The organism is Proteus vulgaris (assembly GCF_011045815.1).
GTDB classification, from domain to species: Bacteria; Pseudomonadota; Gammaproteobacteria; order Enterobacterales; family Enterobacteriaceae; genus Proteus; species Proteus vulgaris_B.
In genome coordinates this window covers 1,060,804-1,084,174 of sequence record NZ_CP047344.1, presented here as the reverse complement: position 1 = coordinate 1,084,174, position 23,371 = coordinate 1,060,804, and the positions used below count along the sequence as shown (strand labels likewise).

22 protein-coding genes are annotated in these 23,371 nt (G+C 37.2%); 19 read left to right on the top strand and 3 right to left on the bottom strand.

Annotated features, from left to right (window positions below; translation table 11 throughout):
- The first annotated feature begins 3 nt into the window (after window positions 1–3).
- From mrdB to crcB, 7 genes are all read left to right on the top strand, one after another.
- Window positions 4–1,116 (top strand): peptidoglycan glycosyltransferase MrdB, encoded by a 1,113-nt coding sequence (gene mrdB, locus GTH24_RS04990; RefSeq protein WP_072070249.1) that lies wholly within the window; start codon window positions 4–6, stop codon window positions 1,114–1,116.
- A gap of 10 nt (window positions 1,117–1,126) precedes the next feature.
- Window positions 1,127–2,074, top strand: a complete 948-nt coding sequence (rlpA, locus tag GTH24_RS04985; RefSeq protein WP_164526023.1) for an endolytic peptidoglycan transglycosylase RlpA — start codon at window positions 1,127–1,129, stop codon at window positions 2,072–2,074.
- Between the two features lie 120 nt (window positions 2,075–2,194).
- Entirely contained in the window at window positions 2,195–3,406 is a 1,212-nt protein-coding gene (dacA, locus tag GTH24_RS04980) for a D-alanyl-D-alanine carboxypeptidase DacA (protein ID WP_072070251.1), read from the top strand.
- Between the two features lie 200 nt (window positions 3,407–3,606).
- Window positions 3,607–3,870: a DUF493 family protein YbeD gene (gene ybeD / locus GTH24_RS04975; protein ID WP_036912266.1), complete on the top strand. Its 264-nt coding sequence runs from the start codon at window positions 3,607–3,609 to the stop codon at window positions 3,868–3,870.
- 162 nt (window positions 3,871–4,032) lie between these two features.
- Window positions 4,033–4,677 (top strand): lipoyl(octanoyl) transferase LipB, encoded by a 645-nt coding sequence (lipB, locus tag GTH24_RS04970; protein ID WP_072070252.1) that lies wholly within the window; start codon window positions 4,033–4,035, stop codon window positions 4,675–4,677.
- A gap of 101 nt (window positions 4,678–4,778) precedes the next feature.
- Window positions 4,779–5,744, top strand: a complete 966-nt coding sequence (gene lipA / locus GTH24_RS04965; protein ID WP_036938585.1) for a lipoyl synthase — start codon at window positions 4,779–4,781, stop codon at window positions 5,742–5,744.
- 13 nt (window positions 5,745–5,757) lie between these two features.
- Window positions 5,758–6,132: a fluoride efflux transporter CrcB gene (gene crcB, locus GTH24_RS04960; RefSeq protein WP_072070253.1), complete on the top strand. Its 375-nt coding sequence runs from the start codon at window positions 5,758–5,760 to the stop codon at window positions 6,130–6,132.
- A 133-nt stretch (window positions 6,133–6,265) separates the two neighbouring features.
- On the opposite strand, the gene cspE is transcribed toward crcB, so the two are convergent.
- Both cspE and GTH24_RS04950 read right to left on the bottom strand, forming a co-directional pair.
- Window positions 6,266–6,475, bottom strand: a complete 210-nt coding sequence (gene cspE / locus GTH24_RS04955; RefSeq protein WP_023581133.1) for a transcription antiterminator/RNA stability regulator CspE — start codon at window positions 6,473–6,475, stop codon at window positions 6,266–6,268.
- A 197-nt stretch (window positions 6,476–6,672) separates the two neighbouring features.
- Entirely contained in the window at window positions 6,673–7,146 is a 474-nt protein-coding gene (locus tag GTH24_RS04950) for a methylated-DNA--[protein]-cysteine S-methyltransferase (RefSeq protein ID WP_072070254.1), read from the bottom strand.
- Window positions 7,147–7,429: 283 nt separating this feature from the next.
- Here GTH24_RS04950 and GTH24_RS04945 point away from each other — a divergent pair, with 283 nt between their 5' ends.
- The 8 genes from GTH24_RS04945 (at window position 7,430) to GTH24_RS04910 (ending at window position 15,979) form a co-directional block, all read left to right on the top strand.
- Complete coding sequence (locus GTH24_RS04945; protein ID WP_072070255.1) at window positions 7,430–7,654, top strand: glutaredoxin family protein; 225 nt, start codon at window positions 7,430–7,432, stop codon at window positions 7,652–7,654.
- Window positions 7,655–7,665: 11 nt separating this feature from the next.
- On the top strand, window positions 7,666–8,085 hold the full coding sequence (gene nrdI / locus GTH24_RS04940; RefSeq protein ID WP_072070256.1) for a class Ib ribonucleoside-diphosphate reductase assembly flavoprotein NrdI: 420 nt from the start codon (window positions 7,666–7,668) through the stop codon (window positions 8,083–8,085).
- A 5-nt stretch (window positions 8,086–8,090) separates the two neighbouring features.
- A complete protein-coding gene (gene nrdE / locus GTH24_RS04935; protein WP_072070257.1) occupies window positions 8,091–10,217 on the top strand; it encodes a class 1b ribonucleoside-diphosphate reductase subunit alpha in 2,127 nt (708 codons plus the stop codon).
- A 24-nt stretch (window positions 10,218–10,241) separates the two neighbouring features.
- On the top strand, window positions 10,242–11,210 hold the full coding sequence (nrdF, locus tag GTH24_RS04930; protein WP_164526022.1) for a class 1b ribonucleoside-diphosphate reductase subunit beta: 969 nt from the start codon (window positions 10,242–10,244) through the stop codon (window positions 11,208–11,210).
- Between the two features lie 621 nt (window positions 11,211–11,831).
- Window positions 11,832–13,031, top strand: a complete 1,200-nt coding sequence (gene proV / locus GTH24_RS04925; protein ID WP_164526021.1) for a glycine betaine/L-proline ABC transporter ATP-binding protein ProV — start codon at window positions 11,832–11,834, stop codon at window positions 13,029–13,031.
- Window positions 13,024–14,223, top strand: coding sequence for a glycine betaine/L-proline ABC transporter permease ProW (proW, locus tag GTH24_RS04920; RefSeq protein WP_115351359.1), 1,200 nt, complete (start codon window positions 13,024–13,026; stop codon window positions 14,221–14,223). Before proV ends, proW begins: the two co-directional genes overlap by 8 nt.
- Window positions 14,224–14,344: 121 nt before the next feature.
- A complete protein-coding gene (gene proX, locus GTH24_RS04915) occupies window positions 14,345–15,340 on the top strand; it encodes a glycine betaine/L-proline ABC transporter substrate-binding protein ProX (RefSeq protein WP_164526020.1) in 996 nt (331 codons plus the stop codon).
- Between the two features lie 288 nt (window positions 15,341–15,628).
- Window positions 15,629–15,979 (top strand): ribonuclease G, encoded by a 351-nt coding sequence (locus tag GTH24_RS04910; RefSeq protein WP_115351357.1) that lies wholly within the window; start codon window positions 15,629–15,631, stop codon window positions 15,977–15,979.
- A gap of 105 nt (window positions 15,980–16,084) precedes the next feature.
- On the opposite strand, the gene GTH24_RS04905 is transcribed toward GTH24_RS04910, so the two are convergent.
- On the bottom strand, window positions 16,085–18,418 hold the full coding sequence (locus GTH24_RS04905) for a TonB-dependent hemoglobin/transferrin/lactoferrin family receptor (RefSeq protein ID WP_141650224.1): 2,334 nt from the start codon (window positions 18,416–18,418) through the stop codon (window positions 16,085–16,087).
- A gap of 548 nt (window positions 18,419–18,966) precedes the next feature.
- On the opposite strand from GTH24_RS04905, the gene GTH24_RS04900 reads away from it, so the two are divergent.
- From GTH24_RS04900 to GTH24_RS04885, 4 genes are all read left to right on the top strand, one after another.
- A complete protein-coding gene (locus GTH24_RS04900; protein WP_115351355.1) occupies window positions 18,967–19,602 on the top strand; it encodes a CDP-alcohol phosphatidyltransferase family protein in 636 nt (211 codons plus the stop codon).
- Window positions 19,599–21,368, top strand: coding sequence for a bifunctional alpha/beta hydrolase/class I SAM-dependent methyltransferase (locus GTH24_RS04895; protein WP_072070264.1), 1,770 nt, complete (start codon window positions 19,599–19,601; stop codon window positions 21,366–21,368). The genes GTH24_RS04900 and GTH24_RS04895 overlap by 4 nt, the downstream gene beginning before the upstream one ends.
- A gap of 107 nt (window positions 21,369–21,475) precedes the next feature.
- On the top strand, window positions 21,476–22,807 hold the full coding sequence (locus GTH24_RS04890) for a phosphatase PAP2/dual specificity phosphatase family protein (protein ID WP_164526019.1): 1,332 nt from the start codon (window positions 21,476–21,478) through the stop codon (window positions 22,805–22,807).
- A 10-nt stretch (window positions 22,808–22,817) separates the two neighbouring features.
- Window positions 22,818–23,225, top strand: a complete 408-nt coding sequence (locus tag GTH24_RS04885; RefSeq protein WP_072070265.1) for a hypothetical protein — start codon at window positions 22,818–22,820, stop codon at window positions 23,223–23,225.
- Window positions 23,226–23,371: the final 146 nt, after the last annotated feature.

Genomic DNA, 23,371 nt, shown 5'->3' with positions numbered 1-23,371 from the left:
ATTATGACTGAAAATAATAAGAAAAAATCCTTCTGGACTCGAGTCCATATCGACCCTTTATTCTTGCTCTGTATTATTGCTTTATTGGGATACAGCGCATTTATTATGTGGAGTGCAAGTGGCCAAGATCCAGAAATGATGCAGCGCAAATTAGGTCAGATTGGTATGGGTTTTATGATCATGATAGTCATGGCTCAAATCCCACCACGAGTCTATGAAAGCTGGGCTCCACATCTCTATTTCTTTTGCGTTATTTTGCTTATTCTTGTTGATGTCTTTGGTCAAATAAGTAAAGGTGCTCAACGTTGGCTAGATTTAGGTATTGTACGTTTCCAACCTTCAGAAATTGCTAAAATTGCCGTACCATTAATGGTAGCACGATTTATGAACCGCGATATCTGCCCGCCTACGTTGCGTAATACTGCTATTGCTTTGGTACTTATTTTTGTACCAACGTTATTAGTCGCAGCACAGCCAGATTTAGGAACATCCATTCTTGTCGCTGCATCGGGTTTATTTGTTCTTTTTCTCGCGGGAATGAGTTGGCGTCTTATCACTGTAGCCATAGTTCTTGTTGCTGCTTTTATCCCCATACTCTGGTTTTTCCTTATGCATGATTACCAACAAGCTAGGGTAATGATGCTACTTGACCCTGAATCTGACCCACTCGGCGCCGGATATCATATCATCCAATCTAAAATTGCCATTGGTTCTGGCGGATTACATGGAAAAGGATGGTTACAAGGCACGCAATCTCAATTAGAATTCTTACCAGAGCGCCATACAGACTTTATTTTTGCTGTATTGGCTGAAGAACTCGGATTAATTGGTGTTTTGATACTGCTAGCTCTTTATATACTCTTAATTGCGCGAGGCCTTTACCTTGCAACGAAAGCACAAAATACATTTGGTAGAGTAATGATTGGCGGACTAATGTTAATCTTCTTTGTCTATGTCTTTGTCAACATAGGAATGGTGAGTGGTATTCTTCCTGTTGTCGGTGTTCCGTTACCGCTAATGAGTTATGGAGGCTCTGCCCTAATTGTCTTGATGGCAGGATTTGGCATTGTTATGTCTATTCATACACACCGAAAACTATTATCGAAAAGTTTATAATGAGGTTTCTATGCGTCTGCAATGGGTTTTGGTAGGTATCAGTGCATTGCTACTTTCAGGATGTGTTGTTGATAAGCCGAACACAAATAAACAGCCTGCACCATTACCCAATGTGCCAGCTCAACGTGTTCTTGGTGCTGAACCTCGTTACGAGCCTTATCACCCAACAGCAAATCAAGATTACCGAAAAAATGGTATGATCTATCGTATTGTGACTGATCCCGCAAACTTTAGTGAGCGAGGAGAAGCTATTGTTTATGATAGCTTAGCTATGAGTCGTTTAACGACTATTGGTGAACGTGTCAATCCTTATGAATTTGCAGCCGCACATCCTACATTACCCATACCAAGTTATGTAAAAATCACAAACTTACTCAATGGGCGCACAATGGTTGTCAGGATCAATGACCGTGGCCCTTACGTCAACGGTAAACAAATCCAAGTCACTCCCGCTGTTTCTGATAGTTTGCGTTTAATGCCCACAACGCCATTACAAATTGAAGGAATTGTTGTCGATCAAAATGGCCATATGAGTGGTATTGGAACACATGGGGCTCAAATTGAGAAGAAAACAACAGCTTTACCCGAACGCCCTAATTTTAATGCTCAATCAACAACATCTACGCCATTAACAACATCAACACCTGCTAATATGCCTATTGAGCCACCAGCACAACCGGAAGCAAAAATTCCAGCTCCAGCTCCAGCTCCAGCATTACTATCAAACTCCATAGCGCAAGGCTTTTATGTACAAGTTGGCGCACTTAGTAATGAAAATAATGCTCAGTTTTGGCTCAATGATTTATTGTCATCATTTGGTACTCAAGGCGTGATTAATAAAACAGATGGACTATATAAGGTACAACTCGGCCCTTATTCCTCAAAAGATCAAGCCGAAGCAATAAAAAATAAGCTGAAACAAGTTAAAGATATCTCTGGGTTTATTATTACCCAATAAAGGTAAGATGACGTAAAATCCTTTTTATATCAGCAAATTCAAGCGTAGAATCGCCTGGTTTTGCTGATATTTTATTTATTAGCCCCTATTTTCCCCTGAATTTTCGGATTAAACAACAGAATGAAACAGACACTCCCAGCTAAATTACTAAGAACGAGCCTATTAAGTGCCACTTTTGCTTTATTAACAGTAACGCATCAAAGCTTGGCTGATGATTCACTAAAAACAATGATACCCGCGGTTCCTAATATCGAAGCCGAATCTTATATTCTTATTGATTATAATTCTGGGAAAGTGCTGGCTGAAATGAATGCCGATGTTCGTCGTGATCCTGCGAGTTTAACCAAAATGATGACCAGTTATGTTATTGGGCAATCTATTCGTGCAGGCAAAATTACTAATAACGATATCGTGCCAATTGGTGAAGAAGCATGGGCAACGGGCAATCCTATTTTTCGTGGCTCCTCTTTAATGTTTTTAAAACCTGGCGACCAAGTTACTGTCGCACAATTAACCCGTGGCATTAATTTACAATCAGGTAATGATGCTTGTGTGGCAATGGCCTCTTATGTCGCCGGTAGCCAAGATACATTTGTCACCATGATGAATGATTACGTTAAACGTCTTGGTTTAAAAAACACCCAATTTCAAACAGTTCATGGACTTGATGCTCCTGGGCAATATAGCTCAGCTCGTGATATGGCGTTAATTGGTGCAGCATTAATTCGTGATGTACCTGACGAATATGCCATCTACAAAGAGAAAGAGTATACCTATAACAATATCCGCCAAACAAACCGAAATGGATTGTTATGGGATAGCAGTTTAAATGTGGATGGTATTAAAACAGGCCACACTTCCTCAGCAGGTTATAACTTAGTTGCCTCTGCAACTGAAGGTAATATGCGCTTAATTTCAGCTGTAATGGGTGGTCATTCATCTAAAGGTCGTGATGCTGAAAGTAAAAAACTGCTAACTTGGGGTTTTCGCTTTTTTGAAACAGTAAAACCACTACAAGTAGGTAAAGAGTTTGCAGCTGAACCAATTTGGTACGGTGAAACAGATAAAGTACAATTAGGCGTAGATAAAGATGTTTATTTAACTATTCCTCGTGGTCGATTAAAAGATTTAAAAGCAAGCTATGTCCTTGATAATGTGGAATTACATGCCCCAGTCACTAAAAACCAAGTTGTTGGAACCATTAATTTCCAACTTGATGGGCAAATTATTGAGCAACGTCCACTCGTGGTGATGAATGAAGTAAAAGAAGGGGGCTTCTTTAGCCGCATTATCGATTACATCAAATTATTATTCTCACACTGGTTTGGCTAAGACTTGAAAAAGGTAAATGTGACCACATATAACTTACATATGAATATTGGCATAAACACACTTACCATTCCCCTATTTACCCTAATTACCAGTATCGCATTCCTTAATTATTAAGGAATGCGCTTTTTATTTGTCAAGATTAGGTGTAGATATAGATAATTAAAACAACAGTGTCTGTTGTCTTAAGGAATTACATTATGATGAAAACAAAATTAAATGAACTGTTAGAGTTCCCATGTTCTTTCACTTATAAAGTGATGGGTCATGCAAAACCAGAATTAGTGGATCAAGTCGTTGAAGTTATTCAACGCCACGCACCCGGTGATTATACTCCTTCTGTAAAACCAAGCAGTAAAGGCAATTACCATTCAGTTTCTATTACGATCAATGCAACCCATATCGATCAAGTAGAAACACTGTATAAAGAGTTAGGCGAGCTTGAACTCGTTCGTATGGTTCTGTAATCCCTTCATTTAAAATGATGAATTTTCCAAAAGCGCCTTTTACTCAGGCGCTTTTTCTTATCTTAATTATGTTCCTTTTCCTCTCCTCTTCGGAAAAAAAACATCTCAATCTGGTAGTTCATTTACTGGGGCGTTATACTGCTCTTCACAATTACGCTACAAATGAAGATTTTCACGGTGCAAGACAAAACAATCATTATTCGCCAATTAGGTGTGAAACCCTACTTACCGGTTTCTGATTCTATGCATCAGTTTACGGAGAAACGGGAAAGTCACACGCCTGATGAAATATGGCTCGTTCAACATGAACAAGTTTTTACTCAAGGCCAAGCAGGTAAAGCTGAACACTTATTAAACACAGGAACTATTCCTGTTATTCAATCTGATCGTGGTGGCCAGGTGACTTATCATGGCCCTGGTCAACAAGTCATGTATGTTTTAGTGGATTTAAAACGTAACCATATTGGTGTTCGACAACTAGTCACAGCACTTGAAAATACCGTTATTGATACGCTAGCGGAATTTAATGTAGAGGCCTATGCTCGCGCTGATGCACCGGGCGTATATGTGAAAGGCGATAAAATCTGTTCATTAGGGCTACGTATTCGTAAAGGTTGCTCCTTTCATGGTTTAGCCCTCAATATCGATATGGATTTATCACCTTTTTCACGAATAAATCCTTGTGGTTATTCTGATCTGAAAATGACACAGTTAATTGATTTTGCTCCTAATACGACAACGATACAGGTAGCACCATTATTAGTTAAGCATTTTTGTACACAACTAGGATTCCAACCACAGCAATAAAAATGCTATAATTTTTTTAACATTTGTCATTTTTTTTTAAAACCCTGATTACCTCAGTCACATCGTGTTAATCACTCTAGATAACTGGAACTGGCACAATTATGAGTAAACCTATTCAGATGGAACGCGGAGTTAAATATCGCGACGCCGATAAAATGGCACTTATTCCTGTTAAAACGGTCGCTACAGAACGTGAACAACTGCTACGCAAACCTGATTGGATGAAAATAAAGCTGCCCGCTGATTCAAGTAAAATTCAGGGCATCAAAGCGGCAATGCGTAAAAATGGTCTTCATTCTGTATGCGAAGAGGCATCTTGTCCTAACCTCGCAGAGTGTTTTAATCATGGAACAGCAACCTTTATGATCTTGGGCGCAATCTGTACACGCCGTTGCCCATTTTGTGATGTAGCACATGGCCGACCAAATGCTCCTGATCCACAAGAGCCAGAGAAACTCGCACAAACTATTAAAGATATGGGGTTACGCTATGTCGTTATCACCTCAGTAGACCGTGATGACTTACGTGATGGCGGTGCTCAGCATTTTGCAGATTGTATCTCCGCTATTCGTGCAAAGAATCCTACTATTCGTATTGAAACACTAGTACCTGATTTCCGTGGTCGTATGGATAAAGCACTTGAGATCCTTACAGACACTCCACCAGATGTCTTTAACCATAACTTAGAAAATGTACCTCGCGTTTATCGTCAAGTACGCCCTGGTGCTAACTATCAATGGTCATTAACGCTATTAGAACGCTTTAAACAAGCACACCCTGATATTCCAACAAAATCAGGCCTGATGGTAGGTCTTGGGGAAACCAACGAAGAAATTATTGACGTTATGCGTGATCTGCGTAAACATGGGGTAACGATGCTGACATTAGGGCAATATTTACAACCAAGTCGTCACCATCTTCCTGTTCAACGCTACGTCAGTCCTGACGAGTTTGAATATATGAAAGAACAAGCACTTGCAATGGGCTTTACCCATGCGGCTTGTGGGCCTTTTGTTCGCTCATCTTATCATGCCGACCTTCAAGCTCAGGGGATTGAGGTTAAATAATAATTAATCTCTTATGCTTAACATTGCAATTGCTGTATTTATAGGTGGTGGTTTAGGTAGCGTATTACGCTGGCTAATTAGCTACCGCCTAAATTCTATTTTTCCTCATTTTGCCACAGGCACCTTTGTTGCTAACTGCATTGGTGCATTTATTATTGCCTTTGGTATCGCTTGGTTTAGCAAAGCACCACATATTGATCCTATTTGGAAAATTATGCTGACAACAGGCTTTTGTGGCGGTCTGACAACTTTTTCAACCTTTTCGGTTGAAGTGGTTGCTCTCTTAACCGAAGGGAAAATTGGATGGGCATTAAGCACTATGGGGGCTAACTTAGCGGGTTCATTTTTAATGACAGCATTTGCATTTTGGTTATTACGTGAAATGTAATATTAGAGACATAATAGCCTATTAAATAATAGGTTTAGTTCTAGGAATATAAAACCCGTTAAAAACGAGTTTGCTATATAAAATATAAAAACCCGTTAAAAACGGGTTTTTACTGTCTCAAAGAAGTCGTTAATTAGATAGCGACAACGTTTGCAGCAGATGGCCCTTTCGCGCCGTCAGTAACTTCAAACTCTACTTTTTGACCTTCAGCAAGGGTTTTAAAGCCTTCTGATGTAATAGCGGAAAAGTGTACAAATACATCTTTGCTGCCATCTTCTGGAGTGATAAAACCAAAACCTTTAGTTTCGTTAAACCACTTAACGTTACCTTTTAATTTAGACATCAAGTTTACCTTTAAAATAGAAAATAAACGCAAGCGTTTTGCGTTGGCTATAGTAAAACAAAAATGATGATTCCCTGTCCACAGTCTAGATCACGAAACTCACATTTTTTTTCTGCCAAATGATTAATATTCAGACAAATCCCATGACTTAACGCATAGTTCACTTAAGAAACAATACTTAATACTTACAATCTGAACTATTCATCAATCTCTACTTTTTCATATCGAAGTAACCAACGCTTAATATCTAATCCACCAGTGTAACCGACTAACTTACCGTTATGACCAATAACACGATGACAAGGAATAATTAAAGAAATCGGATTTCGTGAATTTGCCATTCCGACCGCCCTGCAATAATTGATTGAACCTAATGTAAGTGCCAATTTTTTATAACTCCAAATTTCACCATAAGGGATCGTTTGTAATGATTTCCAAACTCGACTTTGAAATTCTGTTCCTTCTGGTGCAAGTGGCACAGAAAAGGTGGTACGTTTACCCGCAAAATACTCTTTTAGTTGTTTTATGCATTGATTAATTACGGAGCTTGAATTCACAGCAACATCTTTGTCATTTACAAAATAGAGGCTGGTGATCCCTTTTTCATTGGCTGTAATAGAGATATAAGGTTTTGGGAAGCCAACAGGTGTATCGAGATAGTCTTGGTACATAATATTTTCTCTGTTGATTTGTCTGTAACACTAAGAGTAAATCATGCTTGATTGATAAAGCAATCATCTAATTACTTGTATATCTAATAAAAATAGATCAATAACACGGTCAAAAAATAAAATTAGTGCGCTAACTGTTTAATTTTAATGATAATCATTATCAAAACACAAAAACACCATATATTGTGTGGTTGAAAATAAATAACTCTATATATAGTATTTAAGTACTTCTCATTATGGATGTGAAAACAGACGCATCCATATTTTTATAAGGGTTATTTTTATGTCTGTTATCCTCTATACCAAACCGAATTGCGTTCAATGTAGTGCCACAGAACGCGCATTAAAACAGAAAAATATTCCGTTTGTTGCTGTTGATCTCACCCAAGATACACAAGCCTTAGCTCAAATAGTTTCTATGGGATATCGCCAAGTTCCCGTTGTTGTTCATGGTGACCAACATTGGTCAGGCTTCTGCCCTGATAAAATAAGACAGATTACGCTCTAAAGGAGCTTTTCATGCAAACTGCACCGTTAATCTATTTTTCAAGCCGCTCGGAAAACTGCCATCGCTTTGTGCAAAAGCTTAATTTACAAGCGACTAGGATTATTGAGGATGAAATATTACTTGCAACACAACCATTCGTGTTGCTTTGCCCTACTTATGGTGGCGGCGGTACTAAAGGTGCAGTTCCTAAAGCGGTTATTCAGTTTTTAAATATTCCTGAAAATCGTCAATTAATACGCGGTGTTATTGCTTCTGGAAATACAAATTTTGGTGCAGCTTATGGATTGGCTGGCAACATCATTGCACAAAAATGCCAAATTCCTTTTTTATATCGATTTGAGCTATTAGGCACACCAGAAGATGTAAAACGTGTAAAAACTGGTTTAAGTACGTTTTGGTCAAACCTAGCAGACCACTGCGTTACGAGATAATTAACATGACACAACCAATAGAACAACTTGATTACCATGCCTTAAACGCCATGCTAAATCTGTATGATGAGCAAGGTAATATTCAGTTTGATAAAGACAAATTAGCGACACATCATTTTTTTCGCCAACATGTAAATCAAAACACGGTATTTTTTCATGATCTAAAAGAAAAACTCGAGTTTTTAGTACAACAACACTATTACGAAGCGCAAGTATTAGAACAATATGAATTTGCCTTTATCAAACAGCTATTCAAACATGCTTATAGCAAAAAATTTCGCTTTCAATCTTTTTTAGGCGCTTTTAAATACTATACCAGTTACACCTTAAAAACCTTTGATGGAGAGCGTTACCTTGAACGCTATGAAGATCGCGTCTGTATGGTAGCGCTTACTCTTGCTCAGGGTGATACCGACCTAGCCATTCATCTCGTTGATGAAATTATTAGTGGTCGTTTCCAACCCGCAACACCAACTTTCCTAAATTGTGGAAAACAACAGCGTGGTGAATTGGTTTCCTGCTTTCTATTGCGTATAGAAGATAATATGGAATCTATCGGCCGATCGGTCAATTCCGCATTACAGCTCTCTAAACGTGGAGGAGGTGTCGCGTTTCTACTCACTAATTTACGTGAAGCAGGCGCCCCCATTAAACGTATAGAAAATCAATCCTCTGGCGTCGTTCCGGTTATGAAAATGCTTGAAGATGCGTTTTCCTATGCAAACCAATTAGGAGCAAGACAAGGTGCCGGTGCTGTTTATCTTCATGCTCACCATCCTGATATTTATCATTTTCTTGATACTAAAAGAGAAAATGCAGACGAAAAAGTTAGAATCAAAACCCTCTCTTTAGGTGTAGTGATCCCAGATATCACATTTGAATTAGCGAAACGCAATGAAGATATGTATCTATTCTCACCTTATGATGTAGAACGTGTTTATGGCGTACCTATGTCAGAAATCAGTGTTAGCGAAAAATACAGTGAGATGGTAAATAACGCACAAATACGTAAAAAGAAAATTAAAGCGAGAGAGTTCTTTCAAACATTAGCCGAAATTCAATTTGAGTCAGGCTATCCTTATATCATGTTTGAAGATGCGGTAAACCGTGCAAATCCTATCGCGGGTAGAATTAATATGAGCAATCTCTGCTCTGAAATTTTACAAGTCAACAGCGCGAGCGAATATCACCCAGACTTAAGCTATCGCCATATCGGTCATGATATCAGTTGTAACTTAGGCTCTATGAATATTGCTATGGCAATGGACTCTCCTAACTTTGCACATACCGTTAGCACTGCAATTAGGGCATTAAGCAATGTCTCTGAAATGACGAAAATTGAGTCTGTTCCTTCTATTGAAAAAGGTAATCTCGCTTCTCATGCGATTGGTTTAGGGCAAATGAATTTACATGGCTATTTAGCGCGTGAAGGTATTTATTACGGCTCTGAAGAAGCATTAGATTTCACCAATATCTATTTTTATACTGTCACTTATTATGCGTTATTAGCTTCAAACCAATTAGCCATTGAAAAGAAACAACACTTTAAAGGTTTTGAGAACTCAAAATACGCAACAGGTGAATACTTTAATAAGTATGTATCACAACAATGGCTGCCAAAAACACAAAAAGTCCACCAGTTGTTTAGTCAATCGAATATTCATATTCCTACACAAGAAGATTGGCAAACACTCAAGCAGTCTATTATGACACATGGGATCTACAACCAAAACTTACAAGCGATACCACCTACTGGATCCATTTCCTATATAAATCATTCCACATCAAGCATCCATCCTATTGCAGCCCCAATAGAAATTAGGAAAGAAGGCAAGATTGGACGAGTTTATTACCCAGCCCCATTTATGACTAATGAAAATCGCCAATATTATCAAGATGCGTATGAAATTGGTGCAGAAAAGATTATCGATACCTATGCAGAAGCTTCACAACATATCGATCAAGGCTTATCACTGACATTATTTTTTTCGGATGAAGCCACAACAAGAGATATTAACAAAGCACAAATCTATGCCTGGCGTAAAGGAATTAAAACCTTGTATTACATTCGTATCCGACAATCCGCATTAGCAGGCACTGAAATAAAAGGCTGTGTTTCGTGCGCACTTTAATAATTACAATAAGGAGAACATAGCATGCCATCACCTTTATTAAGTCATGTTAATGCGATTAACTGGAATCGTATTGAAGATGAAAAAGATTTAGAGGTTTGGAACCGTTTAACCATGAATTTTTGGTTACCTGAAAAAATTCCACTCTCTAATGACATTCCTTCATGGAACACATTAACTCAAGCTGAAAAACAGCTCACTATTCGTGTTTTTACTGGGTTAACGTTACTGGACACTATCCAAAATACAGTAGGTGCGCCAACATTGATGCCCGATGCACTGACACCGCATGAAGAAGCGGTATTATCCAATATCTGTTTTATGGAAGCAGTTCATGCTCGCTCTTACAGTTCAATATTTTCCACACTCTGCTTAACAACAGATGTTGATGAGGCATATCGTTGGAGTGAGGAAAACCCTTATCTGCAAAAAAAGGCAGATATTATCCTGCGCTATTATCAAGACAGTGATCCTTTAAAGAAAAAAATTGCCAGCGTATTTTTAGAATCTTTTTTATTCTATTCTGGATTCTATTTACCTATGTATTGGTCAAGTAGAGGAAAATTAACCAATACAGCCGATTTAATTAGGCTCATTATTCGTGATGAAGCCGTTCATGGTTATTATATTGGTTATAAATTTCAAAATCAGTTATTAAATAAATCTGAATTAGAGAAGCAAAATATTAAAGATTTTGCATTCTCATTATTATTAGATTTATATGACAATGAAGTTAAATATACTGAAGATCTTTATGATACTGTTGGTTGGACTGAGGATGTAAAAAAATTCCTTCATTATAATGCAAATAAAGCATTAATGAATTTAGGTTATGAAGCATTATTCCCTGATGAAATAACAGATGTTAGTGCTGCAATCCTTTCATCATTATCACCAGATGCTAATGAAAATCACGATTTCTTTTCTGGTTCTGGTTCATCTTATGTTATTGGAAAAACCATTAATACTGAAGATGATGATTGGGATTTTTAATACAAAATAACACGATTAAATATATTAGAGGCAACATAATACATTCAATTTAATTATATATTTTAATTTTAACGTAACACACTGAAAAATAGCTATTATTTTTCAGTGTGCTTTTGTTTGCTCAATAAACAATCTAATTGGTTGATTTTTACCGTTTGATTTATTCAAATAATCAATTTTTTACGAATGGTTTTAGCTTATTTAAAATATTCAAACCGATAATAAGCCAAAAATCATTACATTTACTAATGTATAAGGATTTTTTTTCATTTATTTTTTCCTTACTTTTTTCCTCAATTCAGTTATTTAATGCCCCTTTTTATTGATATCCTAATCAAAATAACAATGTCTTTAAAAACAATTGTATTTCAGTAAGTTAAAAGAAACATTATCTTTTAATAAAAAAAAATTATTTCACTTTATTTAATTATTAATCATTATAAAAACAAAGGAAAAACACTCCGATTTTTTAGTTAATTATAATTAACATAGGGTTGTCAGATGCAATCATTGTGGTAGGGTAATTCCCTTACTAAAAATCTTATTTAGGAAAATAACAATACTGATTTAATTAAATTTAATTTATTCCTTTCATTATTTAAATAGGAAATAATATATTGCATGGCAATTAAACTCGAAGTAAAAAATCTCTATAAAGTATTTGGCGAGCACCCAAAACGAGCCTTTGAATTATTAAAATCTGGTATGAATAAAGATCAGATTTTTGATAAAACAGGTTTAACCGTAGGTGTTCAAAATGCAAATCTGGCAATTGAAGAAGGCGAAATATTTGTCATCATGGGATTATCTGGTTCAGGTAAATCCACCCTAGTCCGCCTTCTCAATCGTCTGATCTCTCCTACAAAGGGAGAGGTGCTTATTGATGGTGAAAATATTGCCACCATGTCTGATAAAGAATTACGGCAAGTTCGACGTAAAAAAATCAGTATGGTGTTTCAGTCATTCGCCTTAATGCCACATATGAATGTGCTTGATAACACAGCTTTCGGAATGGATCTCGCGGGATTAAGCAAAGACGAACGTTATAAAAAAGCGATGGATGCGTTAGAGCAAGTCAATCTTGGTAGTTATGCAAAATCATGGCCTGATGAGCTTTCTGGTGGGATGCGTCAACGTATTGGCCTTGCTCGCGCACTTGCCAATGATCCCGATATCTTGTTAATGGATGAGGCTTTTTCGGCACTTGATCCATTAATCCGCACTGAAATGCAAGATGAGTTATTGAGCTTACAAGGCGATAAACAACGTACGATTGTGTTTATTTCTCATGACCTCGATGAAGCCATGCGTATAGGTGATCGCATTGCCATTATGCAAGGCGGGGTCGTCGTTCAAATCGGCACACCTGATGAAATACTAAATAATCCGGCTAATGATTATGTACGCACATTCTTCCGTGGAGTTGATATTAGTCATGTATTTAGTGCAAAAGATATAGCCAAACGCCGCCCTGAAACCTTATTGCATATTGCTCCTGGTTTCGGCCCTCGCTCAGCATTAAAAGTGCTTGAAGATGAAGATAGAAATTTTGGTTATCTCATTGAACGTGGTAGGAAGTTTATCGGTATTGTTTCTGTGAATTCTCTTGAAGAAGCTCTAAAAAATAAACAACCTATTGAATCAGCCATTTTATCCGAACCTTGCGCTATTAATGGTGATACACCATTAAATGAGCTGATTTCTACTGTTGCACAATCTCCCTGTGCTATTCCTGTTATTGATGAAAAAAACCGTTATATAGGTTTAATTTCTAAAGGAATGTTACTACAAGCACTGGATAAGGAGACGCCAAATGAGTAATACAAAAAATCAAGATACGGTTTTGGATACAACGATCCAAGAAACCGCAACAAGCGAGACAACACAAGAGACAACCCATAGCGTAAATGATGATCCTTGGGCTACAACCGATACCAGTACAACAGAAAGTGATCCTTGGAGTAGTGCTGACAGTTCATCGGTAGATGCCGATCCATGGGGAGCTGGCAGTGGTAGTGATAATATTGATACATCATCCGCAGGAAGTGATTGGTTAGATGCAACACCTACTGATGTTACGCCAGATACTTTTAATCTTATGGATCCCTTTCACAATACACTGATCCCTTTGGATTCGTGGGTTACCGATGCAATTGACTGGATAGTGTTGCACTTTCGTCCTGTGTTCCAAGGTATTCGTGTCCCCGTTGATTTTGTGTTAAGTGGCTTTGAAAACTTCTTAACCTCAATGCCAGCACCAGTTGCCATTATTCTATTTTCACTGATTGCATGGCAACTTTCAGGCAAAGTGATGGGCATCACCTCGTTTATTTCATTGATATTGATTGGTGCGATTGGCGCTTGGTCTGAAGCAATGGTTACGCTTGCGTTAGTGCTGACCTCTTTACTGTTCTGTTTGATTATCGGCCTTCCCTTAGGAATATGGCTTGCGAATAGTGATAAAGCATCAAAAATTGTACGGCCTTTGCTGGATGCCATGCAGACAACCCCTGCATTTGTTTACTTAGTGCCTATCGTAATGCTATTTGGGATTGGTAATGTGCCAGGTGTTGTAGTCACTATTATTTTTGCTTTGCCACCTATTGTGAGACTGACCATTTTGGGGATCAAACAAGTTCCTGAAGATTTAATTGAAGCAGCTCAATCGTTTGGGGCAAACCCACGACAAATGTTATTTAAAGTGCAATTACCTCTCGCCATGCCAACGATTATGGCTGGTGTAAACCAAACCTTGATGTTAGCACTTTCAATGGTTGTTATTGCGTCAATGATAGCCGTTGGTGGGTTAGGTCAAATGGTATTGCGTGGTATTGGTCGCCTTGATATGGGACTTGCTGCTGTAGGGGGTGCCGGTATTGTTATTCTCGCGATTATTCTTGACCGATTAACACAATCATTAGGTCAGAATAGCCGCCATAAAGGCAACCGATGCTGGTATATGACGGGCCCTATTGGCTTAATTTGCCGACTATTTGGCAAAAAAGCATCGTAATAACTATTTTTAACATTAATTAAAAATCTATAAAGAACATCACGTTCAATCAATATAAGAAATAGAGGCGACAGTTCGCTGTCGCTATTTATCTCTTACCATCACAACAGAAGGAAAAACTATGCGTAATCCAGTTATCTGGGCAACCGTATTGTCCGCCACACTGATAAGCACCCAGTTATCCGCTGCTGATTTACCCGGAAAAGGGATTTCGGTTCAACCTGTGCAAAGTACGATTTCGGAAGAAACATTTCAAACCTTAATCGTCAACAAAGCACTCGAACAATTAGGCTACACAGTTCAACCGATCAAAGAAGTCGATTACAACGTTGCTTATTCTTCTATCGCCAATGGTGATGCCACTTTTATGGCGGTAAGTTGGGTTCCACTTCATAACTCACAATATGAAGCTGCGGGCGGCGACAACACCTTTTATCGCAAAGGTGATTATGTGGTTAATGCTGCTCAAGGTTATTTAATCGATAAGAAAACCGCTGAAAAATATAACATCACCAATATTGAGCAATTTAAAGATCCTAAAATCGCCAAACTCTTTGATGCCAATGGTGATGGTAAAGCCGATTTAACAGGTTGTAACCCTGGCTGGGGATGTGAAGAAGCTATCAATAATCACTTAAAAGCCTATGATTTAGAAAAATCGGTTACACATAACCAAGGTAACTACGCGGCTATGATGGCAGATACCATTACTCGCTACAAAGAAGGTAAACCTATTTTTTATTACACATGGACACCATATTGGATAAGTGATGTGTTAAAACCGGGTAAAGATGTTGTTTGGTTACAAGTGCCATTTTCATCTTTACCAGGTGATGATAAAACAGACACCACATTAGCAAATGGTAAAAACTATGGTTTCCCACCAAGTACCATGCATATCGCAGCAAATAAAAAGTGGGCTGAAGAAAATCCTGCTGCTGCAAAACTCTTTGAAGTCATGAAAGTATCTGTTGCCGATATCAATGCGCAGAACTTACGTATGCATAATGGTCAAAAATCACAGGCTGATATTGAACGTCATGCAAATGCGTGGATCAAAGCTCATCAGAAAACATTTGATGGCTGGATTGAACAAGCTCGAAGTGCCACGCAATAACATCATAAAATAACAAATATTTTAAAATAGAGATTATCATTAAACAGGCTACAAAATTGTGGCCTGTTTTTATTTATAAAATAATTAGAATGATACGTAATTAAGCAAAATATGTTTATACAATAAAAAATCTTAATCCGACTCTATTATTAAGATTATTCTTCTTATTCATCACTTAAATACCCCATTCTTTCATTCATTGAATTCTTCAATTATGATTATCTTTCTCTCCAGTTGCCATTTGGCATTCTCATTTTTTATATTGAAGATTTAGATAAGGAATAAATTGTGTCTTACACTAACAAACCTGTACCTGAAGAAATTAAGCGTTGGAACTGGGGTGCTTTCATGTTTAATATTATTTGGGGTTTTGGTAATAAATCCTATCTTCCATTATTAGTGCTTGTTCCTTTGCTTAATCTAGTTTGGCTTTTTATCTGTGGTATTAAAGGAAATGAGTGGGCTTGGAAAAATGGTGATTATGATTCTGTTGAAACCTTTATGAAAGTGCAAGAAACATGGAACAGAGCAGGCTTTATTTACTTTATTATTAGTATCGTTATGGCTGTTCTTTTCTTTATTTTCTTCTTCACTACTATGATGGCAATGATCGCAACTTCTGCATCATACGATTATTAGTTTAATACCTTGAATATTGAACGCTTAATGACAATAAACCCCATATTACCTATGGGGTTTATTTGTTTAGGCGACCAAAGGTCGCGGTTTTTATTTTCAGTAATATTAGAAACGTTTTACCACAGTAAATCGATAATCACGCCCTACACCTGAAACTGATTCACCTAAATAAGGGTAGTAATCACGGTTAAATAAATTTGCGACAGTAAAACGAACCTCAGTATTATCTATAAAAGAAGGTTCCCAATTCGCAAATAAACCGTGGATTGCATAGCCTTTACTTTTTGGTAATGACCAATAGGTAGCATCAGGATCGGCATCCATTGGTGAACGGCGTTGAGCACCAATAAAATCACCCGTCCATCCCATATTGACATTAATACTTGGTACTTTTACACCGAGGGTGGCATGTAAAGCGTCAGGCTGGATCTCCGCAATCCATGTTTTTTGACCAAACCACGGATCACGCGGTGATTGGTCACGTTTTCCTTTCATTGTGGAATACGCTAAACGACCGAATACATTAGGGCTATCATAAAAGGCTTCAATTTCCAGCCCTTGTATATGATAGCCAGGTAAATTACGGTAGTTACCGATTGATGGTGGACAATTTCCATTATGTCCATCCACCTTTTGGCTTTCACAATAAACACCTCGACGACGGAAGATTTCGTCTTTACCACGAGTATCAAACAGTGTTGTTCTTAACTGTAGTTGATCTTCTTGTTGAATAACACTTTCAAAGTCTGCAATTGCGCCAATTCGTGCCGCTCTTACCGTTTCTTTATCTAGATGGCGGCTCGTGCCTGTTAAACTAGAAATACTTCCTTGTACTTCATATTGCTCATCAATCAATGGTGCTCGCCATGTATAGGTTAAATCACCAAAGAATCTGAAATTCTTGTTCATTTTCCATAATAAACCTAAATGAGGTGTTGCCCCGCTATAAGTCACATCCGAATAATCATGACCATAATAAGGATCAGGATCTTGATAGGTAATAGCTCGGCTTCCCTTACCTTGATTTTTAACGATATCGTAACGAACACCCGGTGTTATCGTCAGATTTCTATAACTCATCGAGTCTTGAAGATAGAAACTGGTTGTCGTTTGCGTACCTTCTGGCATATAAGGAGGTGCATAATATCCATAGTTATAATTTGGATTTTTAGCTTTATCGCGTGTAAACATTAAGACATCGCGATCATTACGATGCCAACGTGTTCCCATTAATACCTTATGCTCTAAAGCACCTTGCATAACAGTGCTTTCATTTTTAATTTCAATTTGATGATTTCGATAATCTACCCAACTTTGATTTCCCATACTGCTACTAAAATAGGAGCTAGCTGTCTCTGGACGACTATCGTTTTGTTTGGTTTTTGAATAACCGTAAGTCAGTGTTAAATTAATTAAATCAGAATCAACTGGCTGAATATTCCATTTCACACTGAAGGTGTCATCTTTTTGGTCACGATAAACTAATTTACGTTTCATCGCTGCATCAAAGCCATATTTATCTACGTCAGCTTGGCTAGGTTTAGCTAATTCATCACGTTTAGCAGCCCAAGGTGTCCAGCCATCACTTTCTGATCGTGATGCTGATAACGTTAATGTTTGTGCTTCAGTTAGATAGATATTGGTTTTGATTAAAAAAGAATCTTGATCGGATTGTGAATAGCCAAATTTAGTTCCATCAGGTCGTCGTAAATCATCACTTTCACGACGGTTAAAATAGAATAACCCGTCTGCTTGCCCATCAAGTAATTTACCGTATACCGCACCACTATAACGATTTTGTCTATCATTCGTATGGTGACCATATTTTAAAAACATCCCAATATTCTGATCGGGTAATAATAAGTCATCAGGATCTTTAGTTTCAATTCTTACCGAGCCACCAAATCCACCATTACCTTGAGTAATATTATGAGGGCCTTTATCAACATCAAGACGACGTATTAATTCGGGATCAATAAAAATTGAACCTTGGCGATATTTTTCAAAGGTTTTGGGTGTACCATCAAGTGTGATTTTAATATCTTCAGGATTACCCATCCCCCAGATATTTAATGTTTGGCCACCAGGTCTTGGTGAGCCAGATGATGAAATTCCCGGTAACTTATCCACCAGCTCTGCAATATTATTAGGCTGAATTCGGTCGATGTCTTTTAATGTCAGAACCGTACTTCCTGCATCAACACTCGAATTGAGTTCACCTGATACGTAGATAGGTTCAATAATAATTTTTTCACGCAATTTAGGTTGCGCTGGGCTCTCTGATTTTGTGGATACCGTTATTTCTGGTTTAACACTTTCAGCCGCATAGCTATTTAACGAAGTGAGTGAAGTCAATAATAATGCAATCGCTGATGATGAAAATGAAAATATCCCAATTCCCTGACGATAAACATCATTTTTTGCTAAGAAATGGATCATAATAGTAGTATCTTTTGTATGGTTATAAGTTTGATAGATGATTAGAGCTGTAGTTAACAGCGCCAATTATGATAATGATAATAATTATCATTATCTAGTTTTTTTGCACTTATCGCTCAATACAGATAACTACACTATTGATACATTCTTGTTGGATTTAAATCTTATCTAAAATAATATTTACAATAAATTAAACTAATTTCATTAGTTATTATCGGGTATTTAATATCCCTTATTTTCATTCCACTCATATCATTCTCTAATTGTAACTACGTATATATCACTAAAGAAAATTTAATCATTTTTGAAATAAAAAGAATAAAACAGACACGGAACAGTCTGATAATTACAATTTTGCGTCTCTAACTTTCTCTTTATTTTGAAAGCTAAATAATTATTAACTCAAGTAAATTTTAGGTATTTGTTTTATATTTAAATCGTAAATCAATTAAGCCATTGAAATAAAGATATTCAATGAGATAAAAATCAGCTAATAATAAAATTATATTATGAGGTAATATACGCACTTTTGAACACAAGGATGCGTCATGACAATTTATGACCTAAAACCCAAATTTCAATCTCTATTGCGCCCTTATGTAGAATGGTTATTCACAAAAGGGATCACTGCAAATCAGGTCACGCTTTCTGCCCTACTATTATCCATTGTCGTTGGTGGATTACTTTTGCTTTATCCTTATCCTCATTTATTTTTATTACTCCCTATTGTCCTCTTTTTTCGTATGGCGCTTAATGCTATCGATGGCATGCTGGCACGAGAACATAATCAAAAAAGTGCGCTTGGTGCAATATTAAATGAAGCCAGTGATGTTATTTCAGATATTGCGCTTTATCTCCCTTTTACCTTTATTTTTCCACAAGCCTACTGGTGGATCATGCTGGCACTTTTTTTAATGATAATGACTGAGTTCTTAGGGGTTCTTGCCCAAACAATTGATGCTACTCGTCGTTATGATGGCCCAATGGGAAAAAGTGATAGAGCCTTTATTTTCGGTACTATAGCCTTTTTTATCGGATTATTCCCCTCGCTGACATCATCAGAAAACACGCATTATCTTTTTATTATTATTAATTTATTACTATTGTTGACTTGTTATCACCGAATTCATCGCGCACTAAAAGAAGCAACGATGACAGATAAAGATAAGGATACATCGTTATGAATCAACAACCGCAATATCAAACTCAAAGAAGTATGATTGAGTCTGAATTTACCACCAGCGATAAAACACCGTTGTATTATCGCCATTGGCCAGCTCAAATTACCACTGAGCCCAAAGCAATTATTTTATTTCATCGGGGTCACGAACACTCAGGCCGAGTTTCTCATCTAGTTGATGAATTAGATCTTCCTGATTTCTCAATGTTTGCTTGGGATGCTCGTGGGCATGGTAAGAATGAAGGTGCTCGCGGTTATAGCCCATCAATGGGAACATCAATAAAAGATATCGATGAGTTCGTCCGCTATGTTGCATCTAACTATAATATTCCGATGGAGAACATTCTTGTTGTTGGCCAAAGTGTAGGCGCTGTTTTAGTCTCAGGTTGGGTACATGATTACGCGCCAAAAATTCGTGGTATGGTATTAGCTTCCCCTGCATTTAAAGTAAAATTATATGTTCCTTTTGCACGTACAGGCCTTGCCTTGATGCAAAAAATTCGCGGACTTTTTTATGTCAATTCCTATGTAAAAGCTAAATATTTAACTCATGATCAAAGCCGTATCGACTCTTTTAATCAAGACTCGCTAATCACTCGTCCTATTGCCGTTAATATTTTATTAGAACTTTATAAAACAGCCGATCGTGTAGTTGAAGATGCAAATGCCATTACCTTACCAACACAATTATTTATTTCGGGTAATGATCATGTTGTTCACGCAAAACCCCAGCATCTTTTCTATGAGCGTTTAAATACCTCTATAAAAGAAAAGCATGTTTTACCCGGTTTTTACCACGACACATTGGGCGAGAAAGACAGAGCAATTCCCATCAATAAAATGCGTCACTTTATTGAAACGTTGTTTGCACAACCACTTTATCAACATGATTATCAAAATGAAGATATATGGAGCCATAGTGCTGATGTTTATCGTGCATTACAAACACCACTTCCTCAATTTTGCCCCAAAAGACTCTATTACAAAGTACTTAGTCGTTCGATGAGCACGTTAGGTAAAGCATCTGAAGGTGTAGCACTCGGTTACGATAAAGGTTTTGATTCTGGATCGACACTTGATTATGTCTATCGCAATCAACCACAAGGAAAAGGCTTATTTGGTCGTATCGTTGATAAACAGTATTTGAATAGTATTGGTTGGCAAGGTATTCGCCAACGTAAAATCAATATTGAAAATACAATTCGATACGCTATTCGCCAATTAACACAAAATAATATGCCAGTACATATTATGGATATTGCTGCGGGGCAAGGTCGCTATCTTTTTGATGCGGTTAATGACTATGGTAAAGTTGATTCAATTTTAATGCGTGACTATAGCCCGATTAACGTTGAACAAGGCCGAATTGCCATTAAAGAACGCCATTTAGAAGACAAAGTGCGTTTTGAAGAAGGTAACGCTTTTGATACCGAAAGCTTGAGTACTATATCACCTTCACCAACGTTAGGGATAGTAAGCGGGCTTTATGAATTATTTCCTGAAAATCATCTACTAAAAGCATCTTTAAAAGGGTTATCACAAGCGATCCCAAGTGGAGGGTTACTGATTTACACCTGCCAACCTTGGCACCCTCAACTTGAAATGATTGCCCGTGTATTACCTAGCCACCAAGATGGTCAACCGTGGATCATGCGTTGTCGCAGTCAAGGTGAAATGGATGCATTAGTGGATGAAGCGGGTTTTGAAAAGCTCGATCAACAAATTGATCACTGGGGTATTTTTAGTGTATCGATAGCAAAACGTCGCTAATAAAGTACGCCATGGACAAATGAACTATCGCTATATGGCAACATATAGCGATAATTTTAAGCAAACTGCAAAAATAGAAAAACAATAAACAAAGAAAGGAATTTAGTATGGAGGGAACTCAACGCTCTCAAATAACATCAACAAGAAAAAGTATCTGGCTTGCTGGAATTGTATGGCTGTTATTTCTAGCCCCTTTTTTCTATTTAACTTATATGCAAGTCAATACTTACACTTCTACTTTATCTGATGTTCCTTCTTTTGTTTATTCGTGGGAAAACGCTATTCTCTTTTTACCGTGGACAATCATTCCTTATTGGAGTGTAAATATTGCCTATGGTATTTCTCTACTTATATGTACAACATTAAGAGAGCAATTTATACATGGATTACGTTTAATTGTTGCCTCTCTTATAGCCTGCTCAGGTTTTTTATTATTCCCTTTAAAATTTAGCTTTATTCGCCCAACAACAGAGGGATTTTCTGGTTGGTTATTTACTCAATTAGAAGGCTTCGATTTACCTTATAACCAAGCTCCTTCTTTACACATTATTTTATTGTGGATTATTTGGTTACGTTTCCGTGCCCATACGCCTAAATCGTGGCAATGGTTTTTAAATTTATGGTCATTGTTAATTGCTATTTCCGTACTCACAACATGGCAACATCATTTTATTGATATTATTACCGGCTTTGGTGTTGGCGTATTTATTTGCTATTTATTACCAATAAGTTCGCGTTGGAAATGGCATTTTACTGGCAGTAAACGCAGTTTACGTATTAGTAAAAACTATGCGTTATCTGCAATGGTGTTTTATCTATTATCTTTTGGTCTGCAAGGGTTCTTTTGGATCTTTCTATGGCCAGCAATTACATTAACTTTTGTGACTTTGGGCTATTTAGGCGCTGGTGCTTCTATTTTTCAAAAAAATACACAAGGTAAAATTCCACTTTCTGCACAGATAATCCTATTACCTTATCGCTTCTTTGCATGGTGTACTTATCGTTATTATTTAAAGCGGTGCCAAATACCGAGTTTAGTCACTGAAGGCATTTTATTAGGTGGGCGCCCTCTTTATGAACTCGACGCTAATGCGGTATTTGATTTAACTTGTGAATGGCCAAGAAATAAGTTTAGCCAAAATAAGCTTTATTTAGCACAGCCTCAAATCGATTTATTGCCTTTATCTCCAGATGATATTAACAAAGCAATGTTATCAATGGAGCAACTAAATCAAGCGGGTACTGTTTATATTCATTGCAAGCTAGGCTATTCGCGTAGTGCTACCGTTGTTGTTGCTTGGTTGGTTTATAATGGCACAGTAGCAACGTTAGAAGATGCGATAAAAAAAGTCTCTCAAGCTCGTCCTCAAGTTATTTTAAATCCCGAAACACGAGAGGCACTACAAATTTGGTATTCACATTTTCAGCACATTAAATAACGAGACAACCATGTTAACAACTAAAACTAGCGGTAAAGTCATTATCTCTTTAACACAAAGTTGGCGTTATTTACTGTTTTTATCGCTTTTTCCTTATTTGAGTACATGGCCTATATTTAGCCTCCACTTTCATCATCAACTGACTTTTTTTGTTGCTTCTTTTTTATTTTTATTTACCCAATACTTTCTTTTTCGTTTATGGCTTGATAGTCACTTTTTTCAAGCACTGTATCGCTACCAAGATGATGTTAGCTTTGATAAAAGCCTTTCTACACTATTTCCTAAACGCCCCCAAAAACAGACAATGGAAACCCGTTGGCTAGGGACTAAGCGTCTATTCTCTTTTGCTATAATTGGAATTTCAATTCAATGGATATGGTGTTTGGCAATGCTCTTTTTTACGCTTTTTAGTTATTAAAAGGCTCAAGCGATAACTTTATTTAGCATATAAAACAATATGTTATAACAATTAAACATAAAGATTTATATCAAATTAATTGAATATTTCTATCACAGTAATTCTTTTCTCAAAAAAATGACTCATGTTACTATCATTTACCTTAC

Excerpts from the sequence above, each read along its gene's own strand:
- GTH24_RS04885 (WP_072070265.1), top strand. The coding sequence starts at position 22,818 with ATGTTAACAACTAAAACTAGCGGTAAAGTCATTATCTCTTTAACACAA.
- dacA (WP_072070251.1), top strand. The coding sequence starts at position 2,195 with ATGAAACAGACACTCCCAGCTAAATTACTAAGAACGAGCCTATTAAGT.
- GTH24_RS04905 (WP_141650224.1), bottom strand. The coding sequence starts at position 18,418 with ATGATCCATTTCTTAGCAAAAAATGATGTTTATCGTCAGGGAATTGGG.
- lipB (WP_072070252.1), top strand. The coding sequence starts at position 4,033 with ATGAAGATTTTCACGGTGCAAGACAAAACAATCATTATTCGCCAATTA.
- ybeD (WP_036912266.1), top strand. The coding sequence starts at position 3,607 with ATGAAAACAAAATTAAATGAACTGTTAGAGTTCCCATGTTCTTTCACT.
- GTH24_RS04890 (WP_164526019.1), top strand. The coding sequence starts at position 21,476 with ATGGAGGGAACTCAACGCTCTCAAATAACATCAACAAGAAAAAGTATC.
- proW (WP_115351359.1), top strand. The coding sequence starts at position 13,024 with ATGAGTAATACAAAAAATCAAGATACGGTTTTGGATACAACGATCCAA.
- proV (WP_164526021.1), top strand. The coding sequence starts at position 11,832 with ATGGCAATTAAACTCGAAGTAAAAAATCTCTATAAAGTATTTGGCGAG.
- nrdE (WP_072070257.1), top strand. The coding sequence starts at position 8,091 with ATGACACAACCAATAGAACAACTTGATTACCATGCCTTAAACGCCATG.
- GTH24_RS04950 (WP_072070254.1), bottom strand. The coding sequence starts at position 7,146 with ATGTACCAAGACTATCTCGATACACCTGTTGGCTTCCCAAAACCTTAT.
- proX (WP_164526020.1), top strand. The coding sequence starts at position 14,345 with ATGCGTAATCCAGTTATCTGGGCAACCGTATTGTCCGCCACACTGATA.
- nrdF (WP_164526022.1), top strand. The coding sequence starts at position 10,242 with ATGCCATCACCTTTATTAAGTCATGTTAATGCGATTAACTGGAATCGT.
- GTH24_RS04945 (WP_072070255.1), top strand. The coding sequence starts at position 7,430 with ATGTCTGTTATCCTCTATACCAAACCGAATTGCGTTCAATGTAGTGCC.
- crcB (WP_072070253.1), top strand. The coding sequence starts at position 5,758 with ATGCTTAACATTGCAATTGCTGTATTTATAGGTGGTGGTTTAGGTAGC.
- cspE (WP_023581133.1), bottom strand. The coding sequence starts at position 6,475 with ATGTCTAAATTAAAAGGTAACGTTAAGTGGTTTAACGAAACTAAAGGT.
- lipA (WP_036938585.1), top strand. The coding sequence starts at position 4,779 with ATGAGTAAACCTATTCAGATGGAACGCGGAGTTAAATATCGCGACGCC.
- nrdI (WP_072070256.1), top strand. The coding sequence starts at position 7,666 with ATGCAAACTGCACCGTTAATCTATTTTTCAAGCCGCTCGGAAAACTGC.
- rlpA (WP_164526023.1), top strand. The coding sequence starts at position 1,127 with ATGCGTCTGCAATGGGTTTTGGTAGGTATCAGTGCATTGCTACTTTCA.
- GTH24_RS04895 (WP_072070264.1), top strand. The coding sequence starts at position 19,599 with ATGAATCAACAACCGCAATATCAAACTCAAAGAAGTATGATTGAGTCT.
- GTH24_RS04900 (WP_115351355.1), top strand. The coding sequence starts at position 18,967 with ATGACAATTTATGACCTAAAACCCAAATTTCAATCTCTATTGCGCCCT.
- mrdB (WP_072070249.1), top strand. The coding sequence starts at position 4 with ATGACTGAAAATAATAAGAAAAAATCCTTCTGGACTCGAGTCCATATC.